This is a genomic window from Demequina pilifera, from assembly GCF_048814985.1.
Taxonomy (GTDB): Bacteria; Actinomycetota; Actinomycetes; order Actinomycetales; family Demequinaceae; genus Demequina.
Map to the genome: position 1 here is coordinate 353,175 of NZ_JBMDTW010000001.1, position 18,604 is coordinate 371,778.

Annotated in this window: 17 protein-coding genes; 12 read left to right on the forward strand and 5 right to left on the reverse strand. The window is 70.7% G+C overall.

Translation table 11 applies throughout. The features are described from left to right. The first annotated feature begins 83 nt into the window (after positions 1-83). The 4 genes from ACNI14_RS01575 to ACNI14_RS01590 are packed head-to-tail and all read left to right on the forward strand — an operon-like array spanning position 84 to position 4,432. Entirely contained in the window at positions 84-1,475 is a 1,392-nt protein-coding gene (locus ACNI14_RS01575; RefSeq protein ID WP_420518172.1) for an ABC transporter substrate-binding protein, read from the forward strand. A gap of 1 nt (position 1,476) precedes the next feature. Continuing rightward, the gene (locus tag ACNI14_RS01580) at positions 1,477-2,412 is read left to right on the forward strand and encodes a carbohydrate ABC transporter permease (protein ID WP_420518173.1); all 936 of its coding nucleotides are present in this window, start codon (positions 1,477-1,479) and stop codon (positions 2,410-2,412) included. Next, positions 2,412-3,278, forward strand: coding sequence for a carbohydrate ABC transporter permease (locus ACNI14_RS01585; RefSeq protein ID WP_420518424.1), 867 nt, complete (start codon positions 2,412-2,414; stop codon positions 3,276-3,278). The genes ACNI14_RS01580 and ACNI14_RS01585 overlap by 1 nt, the downstream gene beginning before the upstream one ends. Further along, a complete protein-coding gene (locus ACNI14_RS01590) occupies positions 3,275-4,432 on the forward strand; it encodes an ROK family transcriptional regulator (RefSeq protein ID WP_420518174.1) in 1,158 nt (385 codons plus the stop codon). Before ACNI14_RS01585 ends, ACNI14_RS01590 begins: the two co-directional genes overlap by 4 nt. Before the next feature lie 27 nt (positions 4,433-4,459). Here ACNI14_RS01590 and ACNI14_RS01595 read toward each other — a convergent pair whose 3' ends face one another. Continuing rightward, positions 4,460-5,308: a PHP domain-containing protein gene (locus ACNI14_RS01595; protein ID WP_420518175.1), complete on the reverse strand. Its 849-nt coding sequence runs from the start codon at positions 5,306-5,308 to the stop codon at positions 4,460-4,462. Positions 5,309-5,369: 61 nt separating this feature from the next. Between ACNI14_RS01595 and ACNI14_RS01600 the strand changes: the two genes are divergently transcribed. From ACNI14_RS01600 to ACNI14_RS01610, 3 genes are all read left to right on the forward strand, one after another. Then, positions 5,370-6,743: an aminopeptidase P family protein gene (locus ACNI14_RS01600; protein ID WP_420518176.1), complete on the forward strand. Its 1,374-nt coding sequence runs from the start codon at positions 5,370-5,372 to the stop codon at positions 6,741-6,743. Positions 6,744-7,114: 371 nt separating this feature from the next. After that, positions 7,115-8,584: a hypothetical protein gene (locus ACNI14_RS01605; RefSeq protein ID WP_420518177.1), complete on the forward strand. Its 1,470-nt coding sequence runs from the start codon at positions 7,115-7,117 to the stop codon at positions 8,582-8,584. A gap of 139 nt (positions 8,585-8,723) precedes the next feature. Beyond that, positions 8,724-9,701, forward strand: coding sequence for an LLM class flavin-dependent oxidoreductase (locus ACNI14_RS01610; protein ID WP_420518178.1), 978 nt, complete (start codon positions 8,724-8,726; stop codon positions 9,699-9,701). A 31-nt stretch (positions 9,702-9,732) separates the two neighbouring features. Here the strand turns inward: ACNI14_RS01610 and ACNI14_RS01615 are convergent, their stop codons facing one another. Both ACNI14_RS01615 and ACNI14_RS01620 read right to left on the reverse strand, forming a co-directional pair. Next, positions 9,733-10,266, reverse strand: a complete 534-nt coding sequence (locus ACNI14_RS01615) for a hypothetical protein (protein WP_420518179.1) — start codon at positions 10,264-10,266, stop codon at positions 9,733-9,735. Positions 10,267-10,332: 66 nt separating this feature from the next. Further along, the gene (locus ACNI14_RS01620; RefSeq protein ID WP_420518180.1) at positions 10,333-11,733 is read right to left on the reverse strand and encodes an aminotransferase-like domain-containing protein; all 1,401 of its coding nucleotides are present in this window, start codon (positions 11,731-11,733) and stop codon (positions 10,333-10,335) included. Between the two features lie 96 nt (positions 11,734-11,829). Between ACNI14_RS01620 and ACNI14_RS01625 the strand changes: the two genes are divergently transcribed. Genes ACNI14_RS01625 through ACNI14_RS01635 form a run of 3 tightly spaced genes read left to right on the forward strand, consistent with a single transcriptional unit; the run spans position 11,830 to position 15,097 of the window. Continuing rightward, entirely contained in the window at positions 11,830-13,248 is a 1,419-nt protein-coding gene (locus ACNI14_RS01625; protein ID WP_420518181.1) for a pyridoxal phosphate-dependent decarboxylase family protein, read from the forward strand. Positions 13,249-13,307: 59 nt separating this feature from the next. Further along, positions 13,308-14,597 (forward strand): magnesium transporter MgtE N-terminal domain-containing protein, encoded by a 1,290-nt coding sequence (locus ACNI14_RS01630; RefSeq protein WP_420518182.1) that lies wholly within the window; start codon positions 13,308-13,310, stop codon positions 14,595-14,597. Beyond that, a complete protein-coding gene (locus tag ACNI14_RS01635) occupies positions 14,594-15,097 on the forward strand; it encodes a DUF1003 domain-containing protein (protein WP_420518183.1) in 504 nt (167 codons plus the stop codon). Before ACNI14_RS01630 ends, ACNI14_RS01635 begins: the two co-directional genes overlap by 4 nt. Positions 15,098-15,125: 28 nt before the next feature. Here the strand turns inward: ACNI14_RS01635 and ACNI14_RS01640 are convergent, their stop codons facing one another. Next, on the reverse strand, positions 15,126-15,416 hold the full coding sequence (locus ACNI14_RS01640) for a hypothetical protein (RefSeq protein ID WP_420518184.1): 291 nt from the start codon (positions 15,414-15,416) through the stop codon (positions 15,126-15,128). Positions 15,417-15,663: 247 nt separating this feature from the next. On the opposite strand from ACNI14_RS01640, the gene ACNI14_RS01645 reads away from it, so the two are divergent. Next, positions 15,664-16,788: an Mrp/NBP35 family ATP-binding protein gene (locus tag ACNI14_RS01645; protein ID WP_420518185.1), complete on the forward strand. Its 1,125-nt coding sequence runs from the start codon at positions 15,664-15,666 to the stop codon at positions 16,786-16,788. A gap of 88 nt (positions 16,789-16,876) precedes the next feature. Continuing rightward, entirely contained in the window at positions 16,877-17,887 is a 1,011-nt protein-coding gene (locus tag ACNI14_RS01650) for a DUF6395 domain-containing protein (protein WP_420518186.1), read from the forward strand. An 8-nt stretch (positions 17,888-17,895) separates the two neighbouring features. On the opposite strand, the gene ACNI14_RS01655 is transcribed toward ACNI14_RS01650, so the two are convergent. Further along, a complete protein-coding gene (locus ACNI14_RS01655; protein ID WP_420518187.1) occupies positions 17,896-18,564 on the reverse strand; it encodes a hypothetical protein in 669 nt (222 codons plus the stop codon). Between the last annotated feature and the right edge of the window lie 40 nt (positions 18,565-18,604).

The following is an 18,604-nucleotide window of genomic DNA, read 5'->3' on the forward strand; positions in this document are numbered from 1 at the left end:
TTGCACACCTTTTGGCAACCTGCTATACAGATCATACGCCGTGCACCGCTGCCCGGCCCGATACGACAGTGAGGACTCAAGCCATGTCAAAGACGACACGAACCAGGCTCTTCGCGGGAGCCGCAGTCACAGCGGCGGGCGCGCTTGCGCTCTCCGCGTGCGGGAGCGGCGACGCCGTGAACGACGCCTCCGACGGCCTGCTCATGTGGACCCTCGAGGTGCAGCCCGACCGACTCGAGGCACAGCAGGCCGTGCTCGACGAGTTCACGAGCCAGACCGATATCGAGGTCGAACTCGTACCCGTCGAGCAGGATCAAGTGGCGCAGCTGATGGCGTCAGCCGCCCTCTCGGAGGAGATGCCGGACGTCGTGGGTGCCGCCACGCTGGGCCTCGTCCGATCCTTCGAGAGCGAGGGGTACCTGAACCACGACATCGCCGCAGACGTGGTCGACGCGCTGGGCGCGGACAGCTTCACCGAGGCCTCGCTCGACCTCACCCGCGACGGCGATGCGCAGCTCGCGGTGCCGGCCGATGCGTGGGCTCAGATCCTCGTCTATCGTCAAGACCTGTTCGAGGAGGCCGGGCTCGAGGCGCCCACCACATACGAGTCGCTGCGCACCGCCGCCGAGACGCTGACCTCCGGAGACTCGTTCGGCATCACGCTTGCCACCGACCCGGCCGGCACCTTCACGCAGGAGACGTTCGAGTCGCTGGCACTCGGCAACGACTGCCAGCTGGTCGACGATGGCGGTGACGTGACGCTGGACTCCGAGGCGTGCACGTCCGCTGTCGACCTCTACACCACTCTCGGAGCGGACCTGTCGCCGGCAGGCACGCAGACCGTCGAGTCCACGCGCGCCTCCTACTTCTCGGGGCAGTCGGCCATGATCCTATGGTCCACCTTCGTGCTCGATGAGCTGGCGGGGCTGAGGGCAGACGCCGCTCCCGCATGCGACGAGTGCTCCTCCGGCACTTGGCTTGCGGAGAACTCGGGCATCGTCCCGCTCGTGACCGGCCCCGACGGCGGCGAGAACGCCGGCTCCTTCGGCGAGATCACCTCGTTCGCCGCCTCGTCAGCGGCCTCACCCGACGAGACCGCGCAGCTCATCGAGTTCCTGATGACCGACGGCTACGTCGACTGGCTCGCGATGGCGCCCGAGGGCAAGATGCCCGTCCGCCACGGCCAGAGCGCAGATTCCACCGAGTACCTCGACGCCTGGACCGAGCTGGAGACCGGGGTCGACACCCGGATGCCGTTGGGCGACATCTACAGCGAGGAGACGATCTCCGCGCTGCTCGACGTGACGGAGAACATCTCGCGCTGGGCCCTGACCCAGGGCCAGGGAGACATCATCGGTCCACTCAACGCCCAGTTGCCGATCGCCAAGGTGGTGGCGGACTCGACCGCCGGTTCGGTCGACGCCGCGACGGCGCAGCGGGACATGGTCGACGCGGTCACCGACATCGCGGAGTGACGTGACCACCGACACTCTCACGCCTGCGGCGGGGGCACGACGCCCCCGCCGCACGCTGACCGAGCGCCGGGACACCCGAGTCGCGTGGTCGATGGTGGGGCCGCTCACCCTGATCGTCACCGCGGTGATCGTGGTCCCGATCCTGTGGACGTTCGTGCTGTCGTTCCAGGAGGCCCGCTACTCCGACGTCGCGCGCAACGGCCTGTTCAACACGGTCACGCTGCAGAACTACGCGGACACCCTGACGTCTACCGGGTTCTGGCAGTCGCTCGGGATCACCGTGATCTACACGGTCGCCACGACAGCCGGATCGATCGCGCTCGGATACTTCGCGGCCCTCGCGATGCGCGATCGATTCCGTGGCCGCGGCTTCCTGCGCGCCGCGTTCCTGCTCCCCTATGTGGCGCCCGTGGTGGCGACGGCGTACGTGTGGAAGACCATGCTCAACCCGCAGTACGGCGTGATCAATGCCATCGGCACCCGCTTCCTGGGGTGGGATCAGCCCATCGACTTCCTCGGTCTCGAGCCCTATGCGCTGGTGACCGTCATCGCGTACGAGATCTGGCGCTACTTCCCCTTCGCCTTCATCTTCTTCGCGGCCGCGCTGACGGGGCTGTCGCGCGACGTGGAGGAAGCCGCCCTGGTCGACGGCGCGACCCCCTGGCAGAAGTTCTGGCGTGTGGTCACGCCCCAGATGCTGCCCGTGATCGCCCTCCTCACCCTGCTGCGCATGGTGATGACCTTCAACAAGTTCGACGACATCTACCTGCTGACCGGCGGCGCCGCAGGCACCGAGGTCGCCGCCGTGCGCGTCTATGACGAGCTCACCGGCTCCTCCGACATCGGCTCGGCATCCGCGAACTCGGTGATCCTCGCAATCATCCTCGCCGCCGGCCTGGGCCTGTACATGCGTCTCACCCGAAAGGCGGCCGAGTGATGATCTCCGTCTCGATGCAGCAGACCATGCTCCGGGTGCTGAAGTGGATCTTCCTCACGGTGCTCGTGGTCGCCGTGGGCTTCCCCTTCTACTACATGGTGGTGATGAGCTTCGTCCCGATCCAGGATCTGCTGCGCGAACCGCTCACGCTCGTGCCGGAGCTCCAGAGCCTCACTTTGGACACGTACCGGCGGGTGATCGCCTCCGAAGGCGACGGCGGCTTCGGCTTCGCGCGGTTCATGCGCAACTCGGCCATCGTCGCGATCGCCGCCACCGCCCTGACGATGGTGCTGTCCATCCCGGCCTCGTACGCGATGACACGGGTCCGCTTCGCGGGCAAGGGGAAGATCTCCGCCCTGTTCATCGCCGTGTACATGTTCCCCCAGATCATCATCGCCGTCCCCGTGTTCGTCGGCTTCCAAGTCATCGGGCTCGGCACGTCGCTGGTGGGGCTGACGGTCGCCTACATCGCCCTCACCGTGCCCGTCTGCGTGCACATGCTCCGTTCGTACCTGCGAGGACTGCCCGAATCGATCGACGAGGCTGCGATGCTCGACGGCGCCTCCAAGTGGCAGATCATGCGCCGCATCACGGTGCCGCTGGCGATGCCCACCATCATCTCGACCGCGCTCTACTCGTTCATGATCGCCTGGAACGAGTTCCTGTTCGCGCTGCTGTTCCTCTCGGCCAAGCCCGAGCTGTGGACCGTCTCGCTCGGCCTCACGAGGCTCGCCGACGGCCAGGAGGTGTCCCGCACTATCCTCATGGCAGGAAGCGTGCTGATCACTCTGCCTATCGTGGTGCTTTACGGACTCGTCGAGCGGTGGCTCACGGAAGGGCTCACAGCCGGCGCCGAGAAGGGATGACTGCATTGAGGCATGGTCCTGGAGAGTTGCTGACGCTCATCCGGTCAGGAGAGGCCACCACCCGTGGTGAGTTGCAGCGCGCCACCGGCCTGTCGCGTGTCACCATCTCCCGCCGCCTCGACGCCCTGACCGACGAGGGCATCATCCGTGCTGCCGGCACGGGCTCCGCGACCGGCGGCCGACGACCCGGAACGTTCGCGTTCCATCCAGACGTGGTGGTGCTGGCGGCGACCCTGGACGCTGTGGGCGGGACCACCGCCGTGGTGACCGCGCAGGGGCGGGTGCTCGCTCGCGGCCATGTCGAGACGTCCGTCGAGGACGGGCCCGAGCGCACGCTCGCGCTGGTCTCGCAGGCTCTCCGCGAACTCGCGGAGAGCACTGACATCTCCCCGGATCGGGTGATGGCGGTCGCGATCTCGGTGCCCGGCCCCACCGATCCCACCGACCACCGGCTCAACGACCCGCCCATCATGCCCGGCTGGTCCGGATGGCCCATCGTCGAGCACTTGCGCGACGAGTTCGGCGTGCCCGTCTATGTCGAGAACGATGCCGACGCCATGGCGTACGGCGAGGCTTTCGACGGCGATGCGCCGCCGTCGTCCCTCGTGCTCGTCAAGGTCGCCGCGTACATCGGCGCAGGCATCGTCGTCGGCAACGAGGTGTTCCGGGGCGCCGAGGGCAGCGCCGGAGACATCGGCCACGTGAAGGTGGGCGGAGAGGCGCTCTGCCGATGCGGCCGCACCGGCTGTCTCGCGGCGGAGGCGTCGGGCACCGCGATCGCTGCACGGCTGCGTGCCGCGGGCATCGAGGTCCATGCGATCTCCGACATCGCCGAGCTGGCAGAGGCGGGCAACTCGACCGTGCTGCGGGAGCTTCAGCGCGCGGGCGAGCTGATCGGCTCCGTCGTCGCCGCCGTGGTGGGGATCCTGAACCCCGCGACGCTGGTCGTCGCCGGTGCTCTCGCGTGTCCCCCGCTCGTGGCCGCGATCCGGTCCGCCGTGTATGCGAACTCGCTGCCGCGCGCGACGCGCCACCTCGAGATCCGGCCCTCGACGTTCGGAGACGATGCCGCGATCGTGGGTCTGGCGACGGTCGCGGTCAACGACTACTACTCGCCCGAGGCGGTGAACGCGAGGCTGGACCCCGAGGACTAGGGCGACGACCACCCCTCGGCACCGCCGCTAGTTGACCGCTGAGGGGCGCCCTGCGGCGCGCGCCTTCTCGAGCGCGATGAACGCCTTCGGGTCGGTGAGGTTCTCGCCCAGCTCGTTGCGCTTGCCCGTGCCGTGATAGTCGCTCGCGCCGGTGCGCACCAGGCCCAGCCGCGCCGCGATGCGCGCGAGCCGGTCGCGCTGGCGCTCATCGTGGTCCCGGTGATCGATCTCGAGGCCCACCAGTCCCGCACGCGCCATCGACTCGATGACCGACGTCGTCACGATGCGACCGCGCGCATCGGCACCCGGGTGGGCGAACACCGTCACCCCGCCGGCCGCGCTCATGGTCCTCACCGCGTCGGTGACCTCGGGCGCGTAGTGCGGCACGTAGTACCGGGAGTTGCCGCCGAGGATGTCCGTGAACGCCTCGTCCCGGGTGGGCACCACGCCCTGGGCGACCAGCGCATCGGCGATGTGCGGCCGCCCCACGGTCGCCGCGTCGCCCGCGAGATCCGCGACCGCCTCCCACGTCACGGGATAGTCCACCGCGACCTTGTCGACGATCTCGCGTGCCCGCTGCACCCGCGCCTCCCGTGTCAGCGACAGCATCGTCGCGACCTGGTCATCGTCGGGACGGTGCCAATAGCTCAGCAGGTGGATCGAAATGCCGTGGTGACGGCACGAGACCTCGATGCCGGGCACGAACCCGAGCCCCGCATCGGCCGCCGTCGCCGCCGCCTCCTCCCAGCCGTCCACGCTGTCGTGGTCGGTGAGCGCGACGATGTGCAGGCCGGCCTCCGCCGCCTCCCTCATGACCTGCGCGGGCGTGCCCGTGCCATCGGAGACGGTCGAGTGGGTGTGGAGGTCGATCCTCATTCGGCCAGAGTACGCGGCGACGTGACCTCGGACGCCGCGGGCGGCATGCGACCATAGGCGCGTGAACGACGAGCAGCCGGACAAGACCAACAAGGCCCGCGCGCTGCGGCCCGACAACGACGAGTTCAAGGCGTGGATCGGCTCCAAGTGGGCCGAGCCGGAGGACCTCGAGACCACCGCGATGGCGTCCGCGCCGTTCGCCGCCGAACGCAGGCGCCGGCTGTCCGAGCGCTTCCCCGGCCGCCGCATCGTCGCACCCGCGGGCGAGCTGAAGGTGCGCTCCAACGACACCGACTACCGCTTCTCCCCCGACCGCGACTTCGCGTACCTCACGGGCCTCGGCACTGACCGCGAGCCCAGCGCGGTGCTCGTCATGGAGCCGGCCGATGCGGGCCACCAGTCCACGCTCTACCTCGTGCCTCCCGCAGGGCGGGACGACGACGGCTTCTACTCGGATCCGCGCTCGGGCGAGTTCTGGATCGGACGCAGGCCGGGCCTCGAGGAGTTCGCCGCGATGACGGGCATCGCCACCAAGCCGCTCAGCGAGCTGCCGAGCGACATCCGCCTGCACGCACACCCCCACAAGCCGGTGCGGCGCGCGCTGGCCCAGATGCGGCTGGTCAAGGACGAGTACGAGGTCCAGCAGCTGCGCGACGCCGTCGACGCCACCGTCGCGGGATTCGAGCGCGTGGTCGGGGAGCTTCCCCGGGCGATCGCCCACAAGCGCGGCGAGCGCGTGGTCGAGGCGACCTTCGACGGCCACGCGCGCGAGGAGGGCAACACGGTGGGCTACGAGACCATCGCCGCGTCCGGCCCTCACGCGACCACGCTGCACTGGATCACCAACCATGGCCAGGTGCGCGTGGGCGACCTGCTGCTGCTCGACGCGGGGGTCGAGGTCGAGAGCCTGTACACCGCGGACCTCACCCGCACCATGCCCGTGAGCGGCGAGTTCACGGACGTCCAGCGGCGCGTCTACCAGGTGGTTCTCGAGGCGGCCGATGCAGCCTTCGCGGCGGCGCGGCCAGGCGTCAGCTTTCGCGACGTCCACGAGGCGGCGATGGACGTCATCGAGCGTCACCTCACCGAGTGGGGAATCGTGCCGGAATCCGAGAATCCCGAGTCCAAGCTGTTCCGGCGCTGGATGGTGCACTCGACGTCGCACCACCTGGGGCTCGACGTGCACGACTGCGCGGCCGCCAAGCGCGAGCTGTACATGGACGGGCCGCTCGCGCCCGGCATGGTGTTCACCATCGAGCCCGGCCTTTACTTCAAGGACGACGACCTCGCGGTGCCGGCCGAGCTGCGCGGCATCGGCATCCGCATCGAGGACGATGTGCTGGTGACCGAGGACGGGGTCGAGAACCTCTCCGCGGCGCTGCCCCGCGAGCCCGATGCGGTCGAAGCGTGGATGCGGACGCACCGGCGAGGCTGATGCGGGGCCGGAGCGAACGGCGTCGCGCCTGGTGGCGCTGGGGCTGGGTCGCGCTCACGGCAGGGGTGCTGTTCTGCCCGGTCGGCATGGTTGTCACCTGTTCCCACGGCGACGACGACGGCCGATGCGAGACCTCCTACGCCTCCCTCGCTGGACTCGCGCTTGGCGTGGGCTACTGAACCGGCTTTCGACGCGCCGAGGGGCCGGTCGAACTGAGTGCGCCCGCGCGGATCACACGGGAGCGGACGACCCCTCAGTGAGCTGATCCGGCCGGTCGGTCGTCGACGCGGGTGCGCGGGACCTAAGGCCCCTCACATCGACCGCCGCGACTCGTAGCCTGACGGCACCCGTCATCGAGTCAAGGAGCACCGATGTCCGCCGCCCCCGCCACGCGCTCTCAACGCGTCCTCGCGATCCTCTGCGGCACTCTGCTCGCCCTCGCGCTCCTCACCCTCACCGGCGGCAACGCGATCGCGGCCCTGCTGAGCACCGGCGACGATGCCGCCCCCGTCGTGACCGCATCGGGCCCCGGCGGCCTCCTTGCCGGCGCCCAGGCGACCACTCAGACCCAGCCCGCCCTCGCATCGGCCGTGGACCCGGACGCAGACCTGGTGCTGTTCTGGGGCGATGGCTGCCCGGCCTGCAAAGCCGAGCGCGCATGGCTCGAGGACGTCGAGGCGCAGCACCCCGACCTGGAGATCACCCAGTACGAGGTGTGGAACGACGAGGCCAACCAGCGGCTGTTCGTCGCGGAGGCCGAGCGCCTGGGATTCGATGCGGGCTCGGTGCCCACCACGATCATCGGCGAACGGGTATGGATCGGGTGGAGCGACCAGATCTCGCAGGACATGGCGGGCGCGATCGCCGCGGTCGAGAACGGTCGCGCGCCGCTGCCGGGGGTGTTCGGCACCGCCGGCGCGGGCACGTGCTCGGAGGACGAGGGGCTGTGCAGCACCGAGCCCCCGGAGACCACGATCGACGTCCCGCTCGTCGGCGACGTGTCCGTCGGCGCCGACTCGCTGCTGTTCTCGACCATCGTGATCGGCTTCGTGGACGGCATCAACCCCTGCTCGCTGTGGGTGCTGTCGATCCTGCTCGCGATCGTGCTGCGCACCCGCTCGCGCCGGCGGGTGCTCGCGATCGGCATCACGTTCCTGTCCATCACCGCGATCATGTACGCGCTGTACATGGCGGCCTTCTACTCGGCCCTCGCCGTCGTGGGCGTCATGGGCTGGATCCAGATCGCCGTCGCGATCATCGCGGGCGTGTTCGGCATCGTCTCGGTCAAGGACTACTTCGCGTTCGGGAAGGGCATCTCCTTCACCATCCGCAAGCAGGACAAGCCCGGCCTCTACCAGCGCATGCGTGAGGTGGCCGGCACCAAGGCGCTGCTGCCGGCGCTCGGCGCCACCGCGGTGCTGGCCGTGGGGGTGTCGCTGCTCGAGACCCCGTGCACCGCGGGCTTCCCGGTGCTGTGGACCGGCATGCTGCACGCCAACGGCGTGGGGGTCGCGGAGACCGCCGGACTGTTCGTCGCCTACATGGTGCCGTTCCTGCTCGACGAGCTCATCATCTTCGGGATCGCGGTCGCGACCATGCGGGCCACGAAGCTCCAGGACAAGCACGGCGAGCTGCTCAAGCTGTTCGCGGGCGTCACGATGCTGGTGCTCGCGGGCGTCATGGTGGTGGACCCGACGCTCATGGAGAACCCGGTCATGGCGCTGGTGCTGTTCGCGGGGGCCTTCGCGCTGGCGACGGTCATCCACGTGGTCACCGCGCGAGTGAGGCGGCCGCGGTCGCGGCAGCCCGAACCGGAGCCCGTGCGCCCCAGCGGTGGCTGAGTGCCCAATTTCGCCCATTCTGGGCGCTGAGAACCTCGTGGCGCGCTGACGACGGGCGGCCGATGCGGGGGTCGCCGGGCATACCCGGCGGGGGTTCGGCGTTGGCACCACAGCAACCCCGCCTCGACGCAGGAGATCCATGTCTGTACGTCTGTCCGTCCTCGACCTCGCGCCCGTCGCCCCTGGCGAGGCGCCCGCCGATTCCTTTCGCCACTCGGTCGCCCTCGCGCAGGCCGCCGAGGCCGCCGGCTACGAGCGCGTCTGGTACGCCGAGCACCACAACATGGAGCGCATCGCGTCATCCGCGACGAGCGTGCTGGTGGCCCACATCGCGGCCCACACGCAGTCGATCCGGCTGGGCGCGGGCGGCGTGATGCTGCCCAACCACTCCCCGCTCGCGATCGCCGAGCAGTTCGGCACGCTCGCCGAGCTCCACCCGGGCCGCATCGACCTCGGTCTTGGGCGCGCGCCCGGCGGCGACCGCGCCGTGTTCGGCGCGCTGCGCCGCGACCCCACCGCCTCGGACCGCTTCCCGCAGGACGTGCTCGAGCTCCAGGGATACCTGGGCGACGAGTCGCGCGTGCACGGCGTGGTCGCGACCCCCGGAAAGGGCACCCACGTGCCGCTGTACATCCTCGGGTCGTCGCTCTTCGGCGCTCAGCTCGCGGCGCAGCTGGGCCTGCCGTACGCGTTCGCGTCCCACTTCGCCCCGGCCGCGCTCCACGAGGCGGTGGCGGCCTACCGCGAGGGGTTCCAGCCGTCCGAGCAGCTGGCGGAGCCGTACGTGATCGCCGGCGCCAACGCGTTCGCGGCCGACGACGACGCCGTGGCCCGAGAGCAGTTCGCGCAGGCCCGGCGGTGGCGCGTGCGAGGCATGATTCAGCGCGGCCCGCAGGCGCGCGAGTACTCGGACGACGAGATCGATGCGTTCCTGGCCTCGCCGCAGGGCGCGCAGCTGGCGGACATGATGCGCTACACGGCCGTCGGCACCGCGGACGAGGTCCACTCCTGGCTCGAGGCGTTTGCGGACGAGGTCGGCGCCGACGAGGTGATCGTGGCGCACAGCGCCATGGCGGCCGATGCGCGGCTCGAGTCGGTGCGCCTCACCGCCGCCTGACCGTGGTCGCCTGAGGCGGCGACGCGCAGTCCTACTCCGTCGCCATCGTGACGGTGTAGGAGACGGACACCACGCCGTCCTCGGAGCCGCCCATGACGCCCAGCACCACGCCGCCCACGGAGCCGGCGCCCTCGAGCGTGGAGCTCTTCATCTCGCCCATGTCCACCTCGCCGGCGGAGGCGAAGCCCGCTCCCTCGAGCTTCGCGAGCGCGTCGGCGTGGACCTCCTCGATGGTGCCGCCGACCTGCATCGTCACGGAGTAGCCGTCGGAGCCGCTGTCGGACACCTTCGCGGTCTGGATGATCTCTCCGTCGACCAGCGGCACGTCGCCCTCAGGGAATCCCTCGGGGAGCGAGCCGTCGCCGCCGACGCTGAACTCGCCGTCCTCCGTCTTGACGCTGAAGCCGTCCTCGCCGGCCTCGACGTCAGCGCCGGTCGCGCCCTCGATGCCTCTCTCGACGGCCTCCTCCATGGCGCCTTCGACCAGGTTCTCGGCGGCACCACAGCCCGACAGCACAAGTCCGGCGGCGGCAACGGGGGCAAGGATCCTCAGCATCGTGTTCATGCCACGCAAGGTAGCAGCGAGACCCGGCGGTGTCACTGGGCAATCTCTTCCTATCGGGTCGGCCCGCTACGCCGCCCTCTCGGCGAGCACCTTGACGCCCAGTCGCATCTCCTCGGGCGACAGGTAGAACGGCAGTCGGAAGTGGGCGCCGGCCACGCCGGGCACCACCTCGAAGGCCGATGCCGGGGCGACGGGCACACCCGCATCGGCCGCCCGCGCGGCGAACCGCTCCGCTCCCCCGTCGGGAAGCTCGACCCACAGGCACGGGCCACCCTGCGGCCGCCGGAAGGTCCACTCCAGTCCGTGATCCTCGATCGCGGCGACGGTCGCGGCCAGGGACTCGCGCATCGACTCGAGGCGCCAGCGCACGGTGTCGTCGTAGTGCTCCGTGAGGAACCGGTGGGCGAGGCGCTGGAACAGCGCGGGGCTGCCCAGGTCCATCGCGGCCTTGCGGTGGCGCAGCTGCGCCGCGAGCGTCGCGTTGGTGTGCAGCCAGCCGATGCGCATGCCGCCCCAGAACACCTTGCTCAAGCCTCCGATCGTGATCACGTTCTCGCCGCCCTCGTGAGTGGCAAGCGGCGGGCGCACGCGGCCGTCCAGCGCGAGGTCTCCCGTGATGCGGTCGTCGATCACGGTGGTGCCCACGGCCGATGCGGCGGCGACCAGCCGCGCCGCGTCCTCGTCGGCCATCGCGGTGCCGGTCGGGTTGTGAAAGGTCGTGACGTAGGCGACGTCGGGGCGGGCGGCGCGCAGCAGCTTCACCGAGGCCGCCACATCGAGCCCGGACGGCGTCATGGGCAGGGCGAGCGGGCGGGATCCGGCAGCAGAGATGGCGTCGAACACCCCCGGGTAGGTCACGGACTCGAGAGCGACCGGGCACTGCGGGCCGGCGACCGCGGTGATCGCGAGCCACACCGCCTGCTGCCCACCCGCGGTGATCACCACCTCGTCGGGCTCGGCGGCGATGCCGCGGCCGCGCAGGTGGTCGACGATCGCGCGGGTGAGCTCGGGGTCGCCGAGCGCGGCATAGCCGGTGCCGAGCGCCGGGACTCCGTCGAGCATGGCGCCCGGCTCGCGCAGCGCCTCGACCACGACGGGAGCGGGCGGCGGGCACGCGGAGCTGAGGCTCACCAGCGGGGCGCGGCCGGTGGGCAGGATCTTCGCGAACCTGTCCTCGTCGCTCATCGCGTCGAGGCCGCGCGCTCGCGATCCCAGCGTGGGGGCGGCGCCGGCGCGCACCTCGAGCCACTCCTCGTCGCGCAGCCGCTGGTACGCCGCCGTCACGGTGTTGCGCGACAGGTGCAGGCTGGTCGCGAGCGCACGCTCGGACGGCAGCTTGGTCCCGTAGTCGAGAGACCCCGCCTCCGCGAGCGACACGATCGCATCGGCGAGCTGGGCGTAGAGCGGCCCCGTGCCGGACTGCCAGTGGTCGAGGACGTCGCGGAGCTGATCGGCGGTAGTGCGCATGGAGCCATTGGACTCGAAACTGGCACCCGACGACAAGTGCCAGCTGCCGCGCCACTGGCCCTTTTGTGGAGGGTCCAGTGCGGCCAGGCTGGTGCCATGACCACCACCGATCCCCTGGAGCGGGTGCACACCAACCCGCGGTCCCTTGCTCGGTCTCGCGAGCGCATCGGCCTCATCACCGAGGCCGCGCGGCGCGCCGGATCGTACGTCGCGGGCGCCTCCCACCGTCCGGTCTACCCGGGCGGGGAGGCCGTGACCGGGCTCGACGCGTTCCGGCGTCCGCTGCAGGACGAGGCCATCCCGGCCCGCGACGTCCTCGCGGAGCTCGACGCCTTCGGCTCTCCCGCGACCGTCGTGTCCACCCATGGCCGCTACTTCGGGTTCGTCAACGGCGGCACCGACCCCGCCGCCCATGCCGCGTCCATCCTGGCGGGAACGTGGGACCAGAACGTGGGCGGACTCATCATGTCTCCCACCGCGTCCGTCCTCGACGAGGTCGCTCGCGGCTGGGTGATCGACGCGCTCGGCCTGCCCTCCACGGCCGCCGGCGCGTTCAACGCGGGAGCGACCGTGGCGAACCTCACCGGCGTCATCGCCGCTCGCGACGCGCTCTACGCACGCCAGGGCTGGGACGTCGGCAGAGACGGTCTCGCCGGCGCCCCGGCCCTGCGCATCGTCGTCGGCGAGGAGGTGCACGCCTCCGCGCTGAAGGCGCTGCGGCTCGCAGGGCTCGGCACCGCGCAGATCGAGCGGGTGCCGACGGACGGCGCCGGCGCGATCGACGCCGATGCGTTCCCCACCGACACCGACTCCCTCACGCTGGTGCTGCTGCAGGCGGGCAACGTCAACACCGGGGCCTCCGACCCGTTCGAGGCGATCATCCCGGGCGTGCGCGAGCGCGGCGGGTGGGTCCACGTCGATGGCGCGTTCGGGCTGTGGGCGGCGGCGTCTCCAACCCTGCGCGAACAGGTGCGCGGCGTCGAACTCGCGGACTCGTGGGCCACGGACGCGCACAAGTGGCTCAACGTCCCGTACGACTCCGGCTTCGTGGCGGTGCGCGACCCTCGCGACCTCGAGCGCGCCATGGCGGGGACGGCCGCATACCTGAGCGCCGCCCACGATGCGCCGATGCACCGCGGCATACAGATGTCGCAGCGCGCCCGTGGAGTGGAGACCTGGGCGATGCTCGCGTCACACGGACGCACGGGGCTCGCTGAGCTCATCGACGGCACGTGCGCACATGCCCGGCACTTCGCCGGCCTGCTCACCGCCGGTGGCGCGGAGCTGCTCGCCCCCGTCGCCCTCAACCAGGTGCTGGTGGCGTTCGGCGACGAGGCGCAGACGGCCGCGGTGATCGCCGCGCTCCAGGAGGACGGCACGGCGTGGGCCGGCTCCTCCATGTGGAAGGGCCGCGCGGCCATGCGCATCTCGGTGTCCGACGCCGCGACCACGCGGGACGATGTGGAGGCGAGCGCGGCCGCCATCCTGAGGTGCTGGCAGACGGTGCGCCACTGACCTCGCCGGGGGCGCTGGGGCTCGGTGCTCGCGATCCGCGGCGCGGTTAGGCTGTGCCCATGAGCACCTCAGCCGAGCGGGTCTACGTCGCGCGCCTCGCGGGCACGACCGTGTTCGACCCCATCGGCGACGCCGTGGGGCGCGTGCGCGACGTCGTGATCCTTCTGCGCCGCACGGCCGCCCCGGTCGCCGTGGGACTGGTCGTGGAGGTTCCGGGCCGCCGCCGTGTGTTCCTGCCGCTCACCCGCGTGACATCGATCGTGCCGGGCCAAGTGATCTGCACCGGAGTGCTCAACCTGCGCCGGTTCAAGGCGCGCGCCTCCGAGACGCTCGCGATCGCCGAACTGCTCGAACGCTCCGTCACCATCAAGGACGGCGGCGACCGGGCCTTCATCGAGGACGTCGCCATCGAGCCGATGCGCGGCGGCAACTGGGCGGTGTCGAAGCTCTACGTGCGCAAGGCCGAGCGCCGCAAGGGCGTGCTGGGCTTCTCGCGGCGCGGCGAGGCGGTCGTGGTCGACATCGACGAGGTCACGGGACTGATGAGGCGCGACGAGGTGCAGGGCGCACACCTGGTCATCCAGACGTTCGCCGACCACAAGCCTGCGGACCTCGCGGCGGCGCTGATGGAGATGTCCCCGGAGCGTTCCGCGGAGATCGCCGCGGCACTCGACGACGAGCGACTCGCCGACGTCCTCGAGGAGCTGCCGGAGGAGGACCAGATCGCCTTGCTCGGCACGCTTCAGTCGGACCGTGCCGCCGACGTGCTCGAGGCCATGGACCGCGACGACGCTGCCGACCTGCTCGGCGACCTGCCCGCCGCGCAGGCGCAGGCGCTGCTCCAGCTGATGGAGCCGCAGGACGCCGAACAGGTGCGCCAGCTGCTGGGCTACGAGGACGACACCGCGGGCGGGCTGATGACCACCGAGCCGGTGATCGTGGGCCCGGAGGCCTCGGTCGCCAGCTGCCTGGCCCTGGTGCGCAAGCAGGAGATGCCTCCCGCGCTGGCCTCGATGGTGTTCGTGGTCCGCCCTCCCCTCGAGACGCCCACCGGCCGGTACATCGGGCTCGTGCACATCCAGCGGCTGCTGCGCGAGGCCCCGCACGAGCTGATCGGCTCGTTCGTCGACCCTGCGATCGAGCCTCTCGCCGCACACGACTCGTTGGCCGAGGTGTCGCGACGCATGGCCGCCTACGACATCCTGGCGCTGCCGGTCGTCGACGACGATCATCGCCTGCTGGGTGCGATCTCGATCGACGACGTGCTCGACCACCTGCTCCCGCGCGACTGGCGCGAGCACGTCGACGAGCACGTGGATGAGGCCGACAAGCCGGAGGTGGCGTCGTGAACGACCGCCTCGATCGCCCCAAGGCCGAGGCGCGTCGCTTCAGTCTGCGCCGGCCGCGCAAGTCCGACCGATTCGGCGCGATCTCCGAGGGCATCGCCCGGTTCCTCGGCACCCCGCGGTTCCTGGTGTACCTCACGGGATTCGTCATCGTGTGGCTGATCTGGAACACCTGGGCGCCGGAGGGCCTGCGCTTCGACAACGCGGCCAACGGCTATACGGCGCTCACGCTGATGCTGTCGCTCCAGGCCTCGTACGCCGCGCCCCTCATCCTGTTGGCCCAGAACCGCCAGGACGACCGGGACCGCGTGTCCGCCGAGCAGGACCGCCAGCGAGCCGAGCGCTCGCTCGCGGACACCGAGTACCTGGCGCGCGAGGTGGCTTCCCTGCGCCAGGCGATCAACGAGGTGGCGACCCGCGACTTCGTCCGCTCAGAGCTGCGGTCGCTGCTCGAGGAGATTCAGGACCAGGACCGGCCTGGCGAGGACGACCGCAAGCGCTGACGCCGCCGTCACCGCGCGCTCGGCAGGCTCAGCGCAGTCGCGCCCGCGCTGAGCCGGATCCCCTGGCTCCCACGAGTGCCATGCCGACCGCGCCCACCACCAGCGCCGCCACGAAGGCCGCCGGACCCGCGAGCGCGAAGAGGCCCGCATAGAACGCGATCACGAGGGCGACGACCGCCCACCGAGACGCTGTCGACCGCGAGGTGACCGCGTGAGCGCGGCGCTTTCGGACCGAGGGGCTGACGGTCGGAGAGGCGCCGCCCGCGGACGCCGCCGGCTCGGGCCCCGGCCCCAGTGCGGAGTGATCGGGTTCGCTCACGAGGCGCAACCACTCGGGCGCGGCCGATCGCGGACGCGGTGCTGGAGCGGCGTCATCGGGTTCCGACATGCCGTCCGGGTAAAACGTCGAGTGATCTGCCACACGGGCCTCCAGTCGATGGCGCCACCGTCGACGCGCCAAGCGTGGCACGCCTTCGTGTCCACCACAAGACCCTGTGGACCGCCCGCGAACCCCGCCCGCGCTTCGGCCGTGCCGCCGCCGCGCACACACCGCCTACGATGGATGCATGCCTACCGAGAGCCAAGTCCGAGACGCCCTCTCGAAGGTCATCGACCCCGAGATCCGCCGCCCGATCACCGAGATCGGAATGGTGCGATCGGTCGACCTCGAGGGCAGCAAAGCCACCATCGGCATCGACCTGACCACGGCCGGCTGTCCGATGAAGGAGCGCATCACCGACGACGTCAAGGGGGCCGCGGGCAAGGTCTCCGGCGTCACGGATGTGCACATCGAGCTGGGCGTGATGAGCGAGGAGCAGCGACTCGAACTGCGCTCCAAGCTGCGCGGCGGCAAGCCCGAGCCGATCATCCAGTTCACGCAGCCGGGCAACATGACGCGCATCTACGCGATCGCCTCGGGCAAGGGCGGCGTGGGCAAGTCGACCGTCACCGCGAACCTCGCCGCCGCGATGGCCGCCGACGGACTCAAGGTGGGCGTGCTCGACGCGGACATCTTCGGGTTCTCGATCCCCGGCATGCTCGGGGTCGAGGGACAGCCCACGCGCCTCGACGACATGCTGCTGCCGCCCATCGCGCACGAGGTCAAGGCCGTGTCGATCGGGATGTTCGTTCCCGAGGGACAGCCCGTCGTCTGGCGCGGACCCATGCTGCACCGGGCCATCGAGCAGTTCCTCGCGGACGTGTACTGGGGCGACCTCGACGTGCTGCTGCTGGACCTGCCTCCCGGCACCGGCGACATCGCGATCTCGGTCGCCCAGCTCCTGCCACACGCCGAACTGCTGGTGGTCACGACGCCTCAGTCGGCAGCTTCTGGCGTGGCCGAGCGAGCCGGATCAATTGCCACCCAGACCTCGCAGAGCGTGGTGGGCGTGATCGAGAACATGTCGTGGCTCGAGCAGCCGGACGGCTCGCGCCTGCACGTGTTCGGCGAGGGCGGGGGCCAGATCGTCGCGGATCGCCTGTCCAAGACGCTCGGCACGTCCGTGCCGCTGCTGGGCCAGGTGCCGCTCGACATCTCCGCGCGCGAGGCCGGCGACAGCGGCACGCCGGTGGTCATCTCCGACCCCGACTCCGTGGCGTCGCAGGCACTGATCGAGATGTCACGCACGCTGGGCGCGCGCAAGCGCGGCCTTGCCGGGAAGTCCCTGGGAGTCACGCCCGTCGCACGCTGAGGCGGCCCGCGTCGCCGGCAGCACGCCGGCGGTAGGCGGGACGCCGGGCCAGCGCCGTCGGCGGCCACGAGAGGAAGCAGGTACCGCGATGGAGTGGTCGCTCGCTCACCACCGACTCACCCTGCACCACCCGAAGGGCGAGATCTACTGGGTCATGCCGTCGGGCTACGAGATGCCGAGCCCCGCGATCCGGTCGCTCGCGGAGCACGTGCTCCTCACACCGTTCGGCGAGACCGTCGAGGTCCTCCCCGCCGACTCCGCTCCGGGTGACCGCACCGCAGTGGCCTTCTCCGGTGGCGTGGACTCTGCAGCGGTGCTCCAGCTCGTGGAGGACCCGCTGCCGATCTACACGCAGGTCGCCTCCCCTGGCGGCCTTCACAAGCTCGATAACGCCCTGCTCGCGGTGGAGGAGGTCGGCGGAGTGACCATCGAGTCCAATCAGGACATGCTGCCCAAGTGGCTGGGGAAGGGCCGGGGCTTCTACGGAGCCGCGGGCTGGACCACCACCAGCATCCTGCTCGCCGAGCACTTCGGGCTGAGCACGTTCACCGACGGCAACATCATCGAGTTCGTGTACCTGCGCACCCCGAACGGTCACGGCACGGGCTATTCGCCGCGGGACTACAGCGCGACGCAAGCGGCCTTCGCGCGCGTGGGCCTCCACTACGGAATGCCCTGCGCCGGGCTGACCGAGATCAGCACCACGAAGATCGCCTCTCAATACCGCTATGCGATGGGATGCATGCGCGGCGAGGACGGCCAACCGTGCCTGAACTGCATGAAGTGCTACCGCAAGCTGGCCATCCAGGGCACTCCCATCCCGACCAACAACGAGGTGGAGCGCGCATTCGGCCGCGAGTGGATACCCGTGCTCGCGTCGTTCCTGTGGGCCCGCGACAACCATGGCCTCAGCCACACGGTCCTCGACTCGGTCGAACGCGACTACTCCTGGGTGGACAAGTGGTATCCGCGCTCCATCGAGATGATTCCTGAGCACCTGCGCGCGTACTTCCTCGCGCGCCTGGACGACTTCGGCATCGCAGCCCTCGAGGACGACTCGAGCCTCGTCAACTGGGACTCCCGAGTCGGCGGATCATAGGGCCGAGGTCAGCGCCCCACGCGACGCTCGGCGTCGCGCGGGCGGCCCCACCCCACGATGATCACGGCGGTCAGCCCGGCCAGCAGCGCACCTGTCGACACGGCGGGGGTCGCGAAGGCCACCAGCAGCGCCTCGTTGAAGCCCGGACCGGACGCACCCAGCTGCTCGAGCAGGGGGATCTCCCCGCCCACGGCGCCGGTGACCGACATGAGGTGCACCCCGACGGAGGTCGCGAGGAAGGCCTCGAGCTGACGGCGCGATCCGCGCTCGACGGACAGGTACCGGACGGTGAAGCCCACCGCCGCCGACAGCAGCGCACCCAGGATCACCATCGCCAGCACGGACGGCCGGTTGGGCACCAGCACCGACAGCAGCAGGCCGACGGCGATCGCCACCAGGAGCCCCGCGGCGAGGGGTCCCACATGGTTGTCGCGCACGCCGTCGAGAACGGAGCGCCCGCCGCGTGCGCGGTCGGACTTGCCGGCGGCCGGCGCGGTGGCAGCGGCCGATGCGGGGGCGGGTTCGGGATCCGGAGTCGCCACCACCTCGGGCTCGGTGGGCGCCGCGGGGGGCGTCGAGCCTGCGGCGGACTGCGACGTGCTCTTGCGCGTGGGCGTCTTCTTCGCCTTGCCCCGTCCCGGCTTGGCGGTGGGCGGCTCGGGGGTCGGGTCTGACATGGCAAGTCCTCCAGCAGCGTCGTGTACGCCCATGCTACGC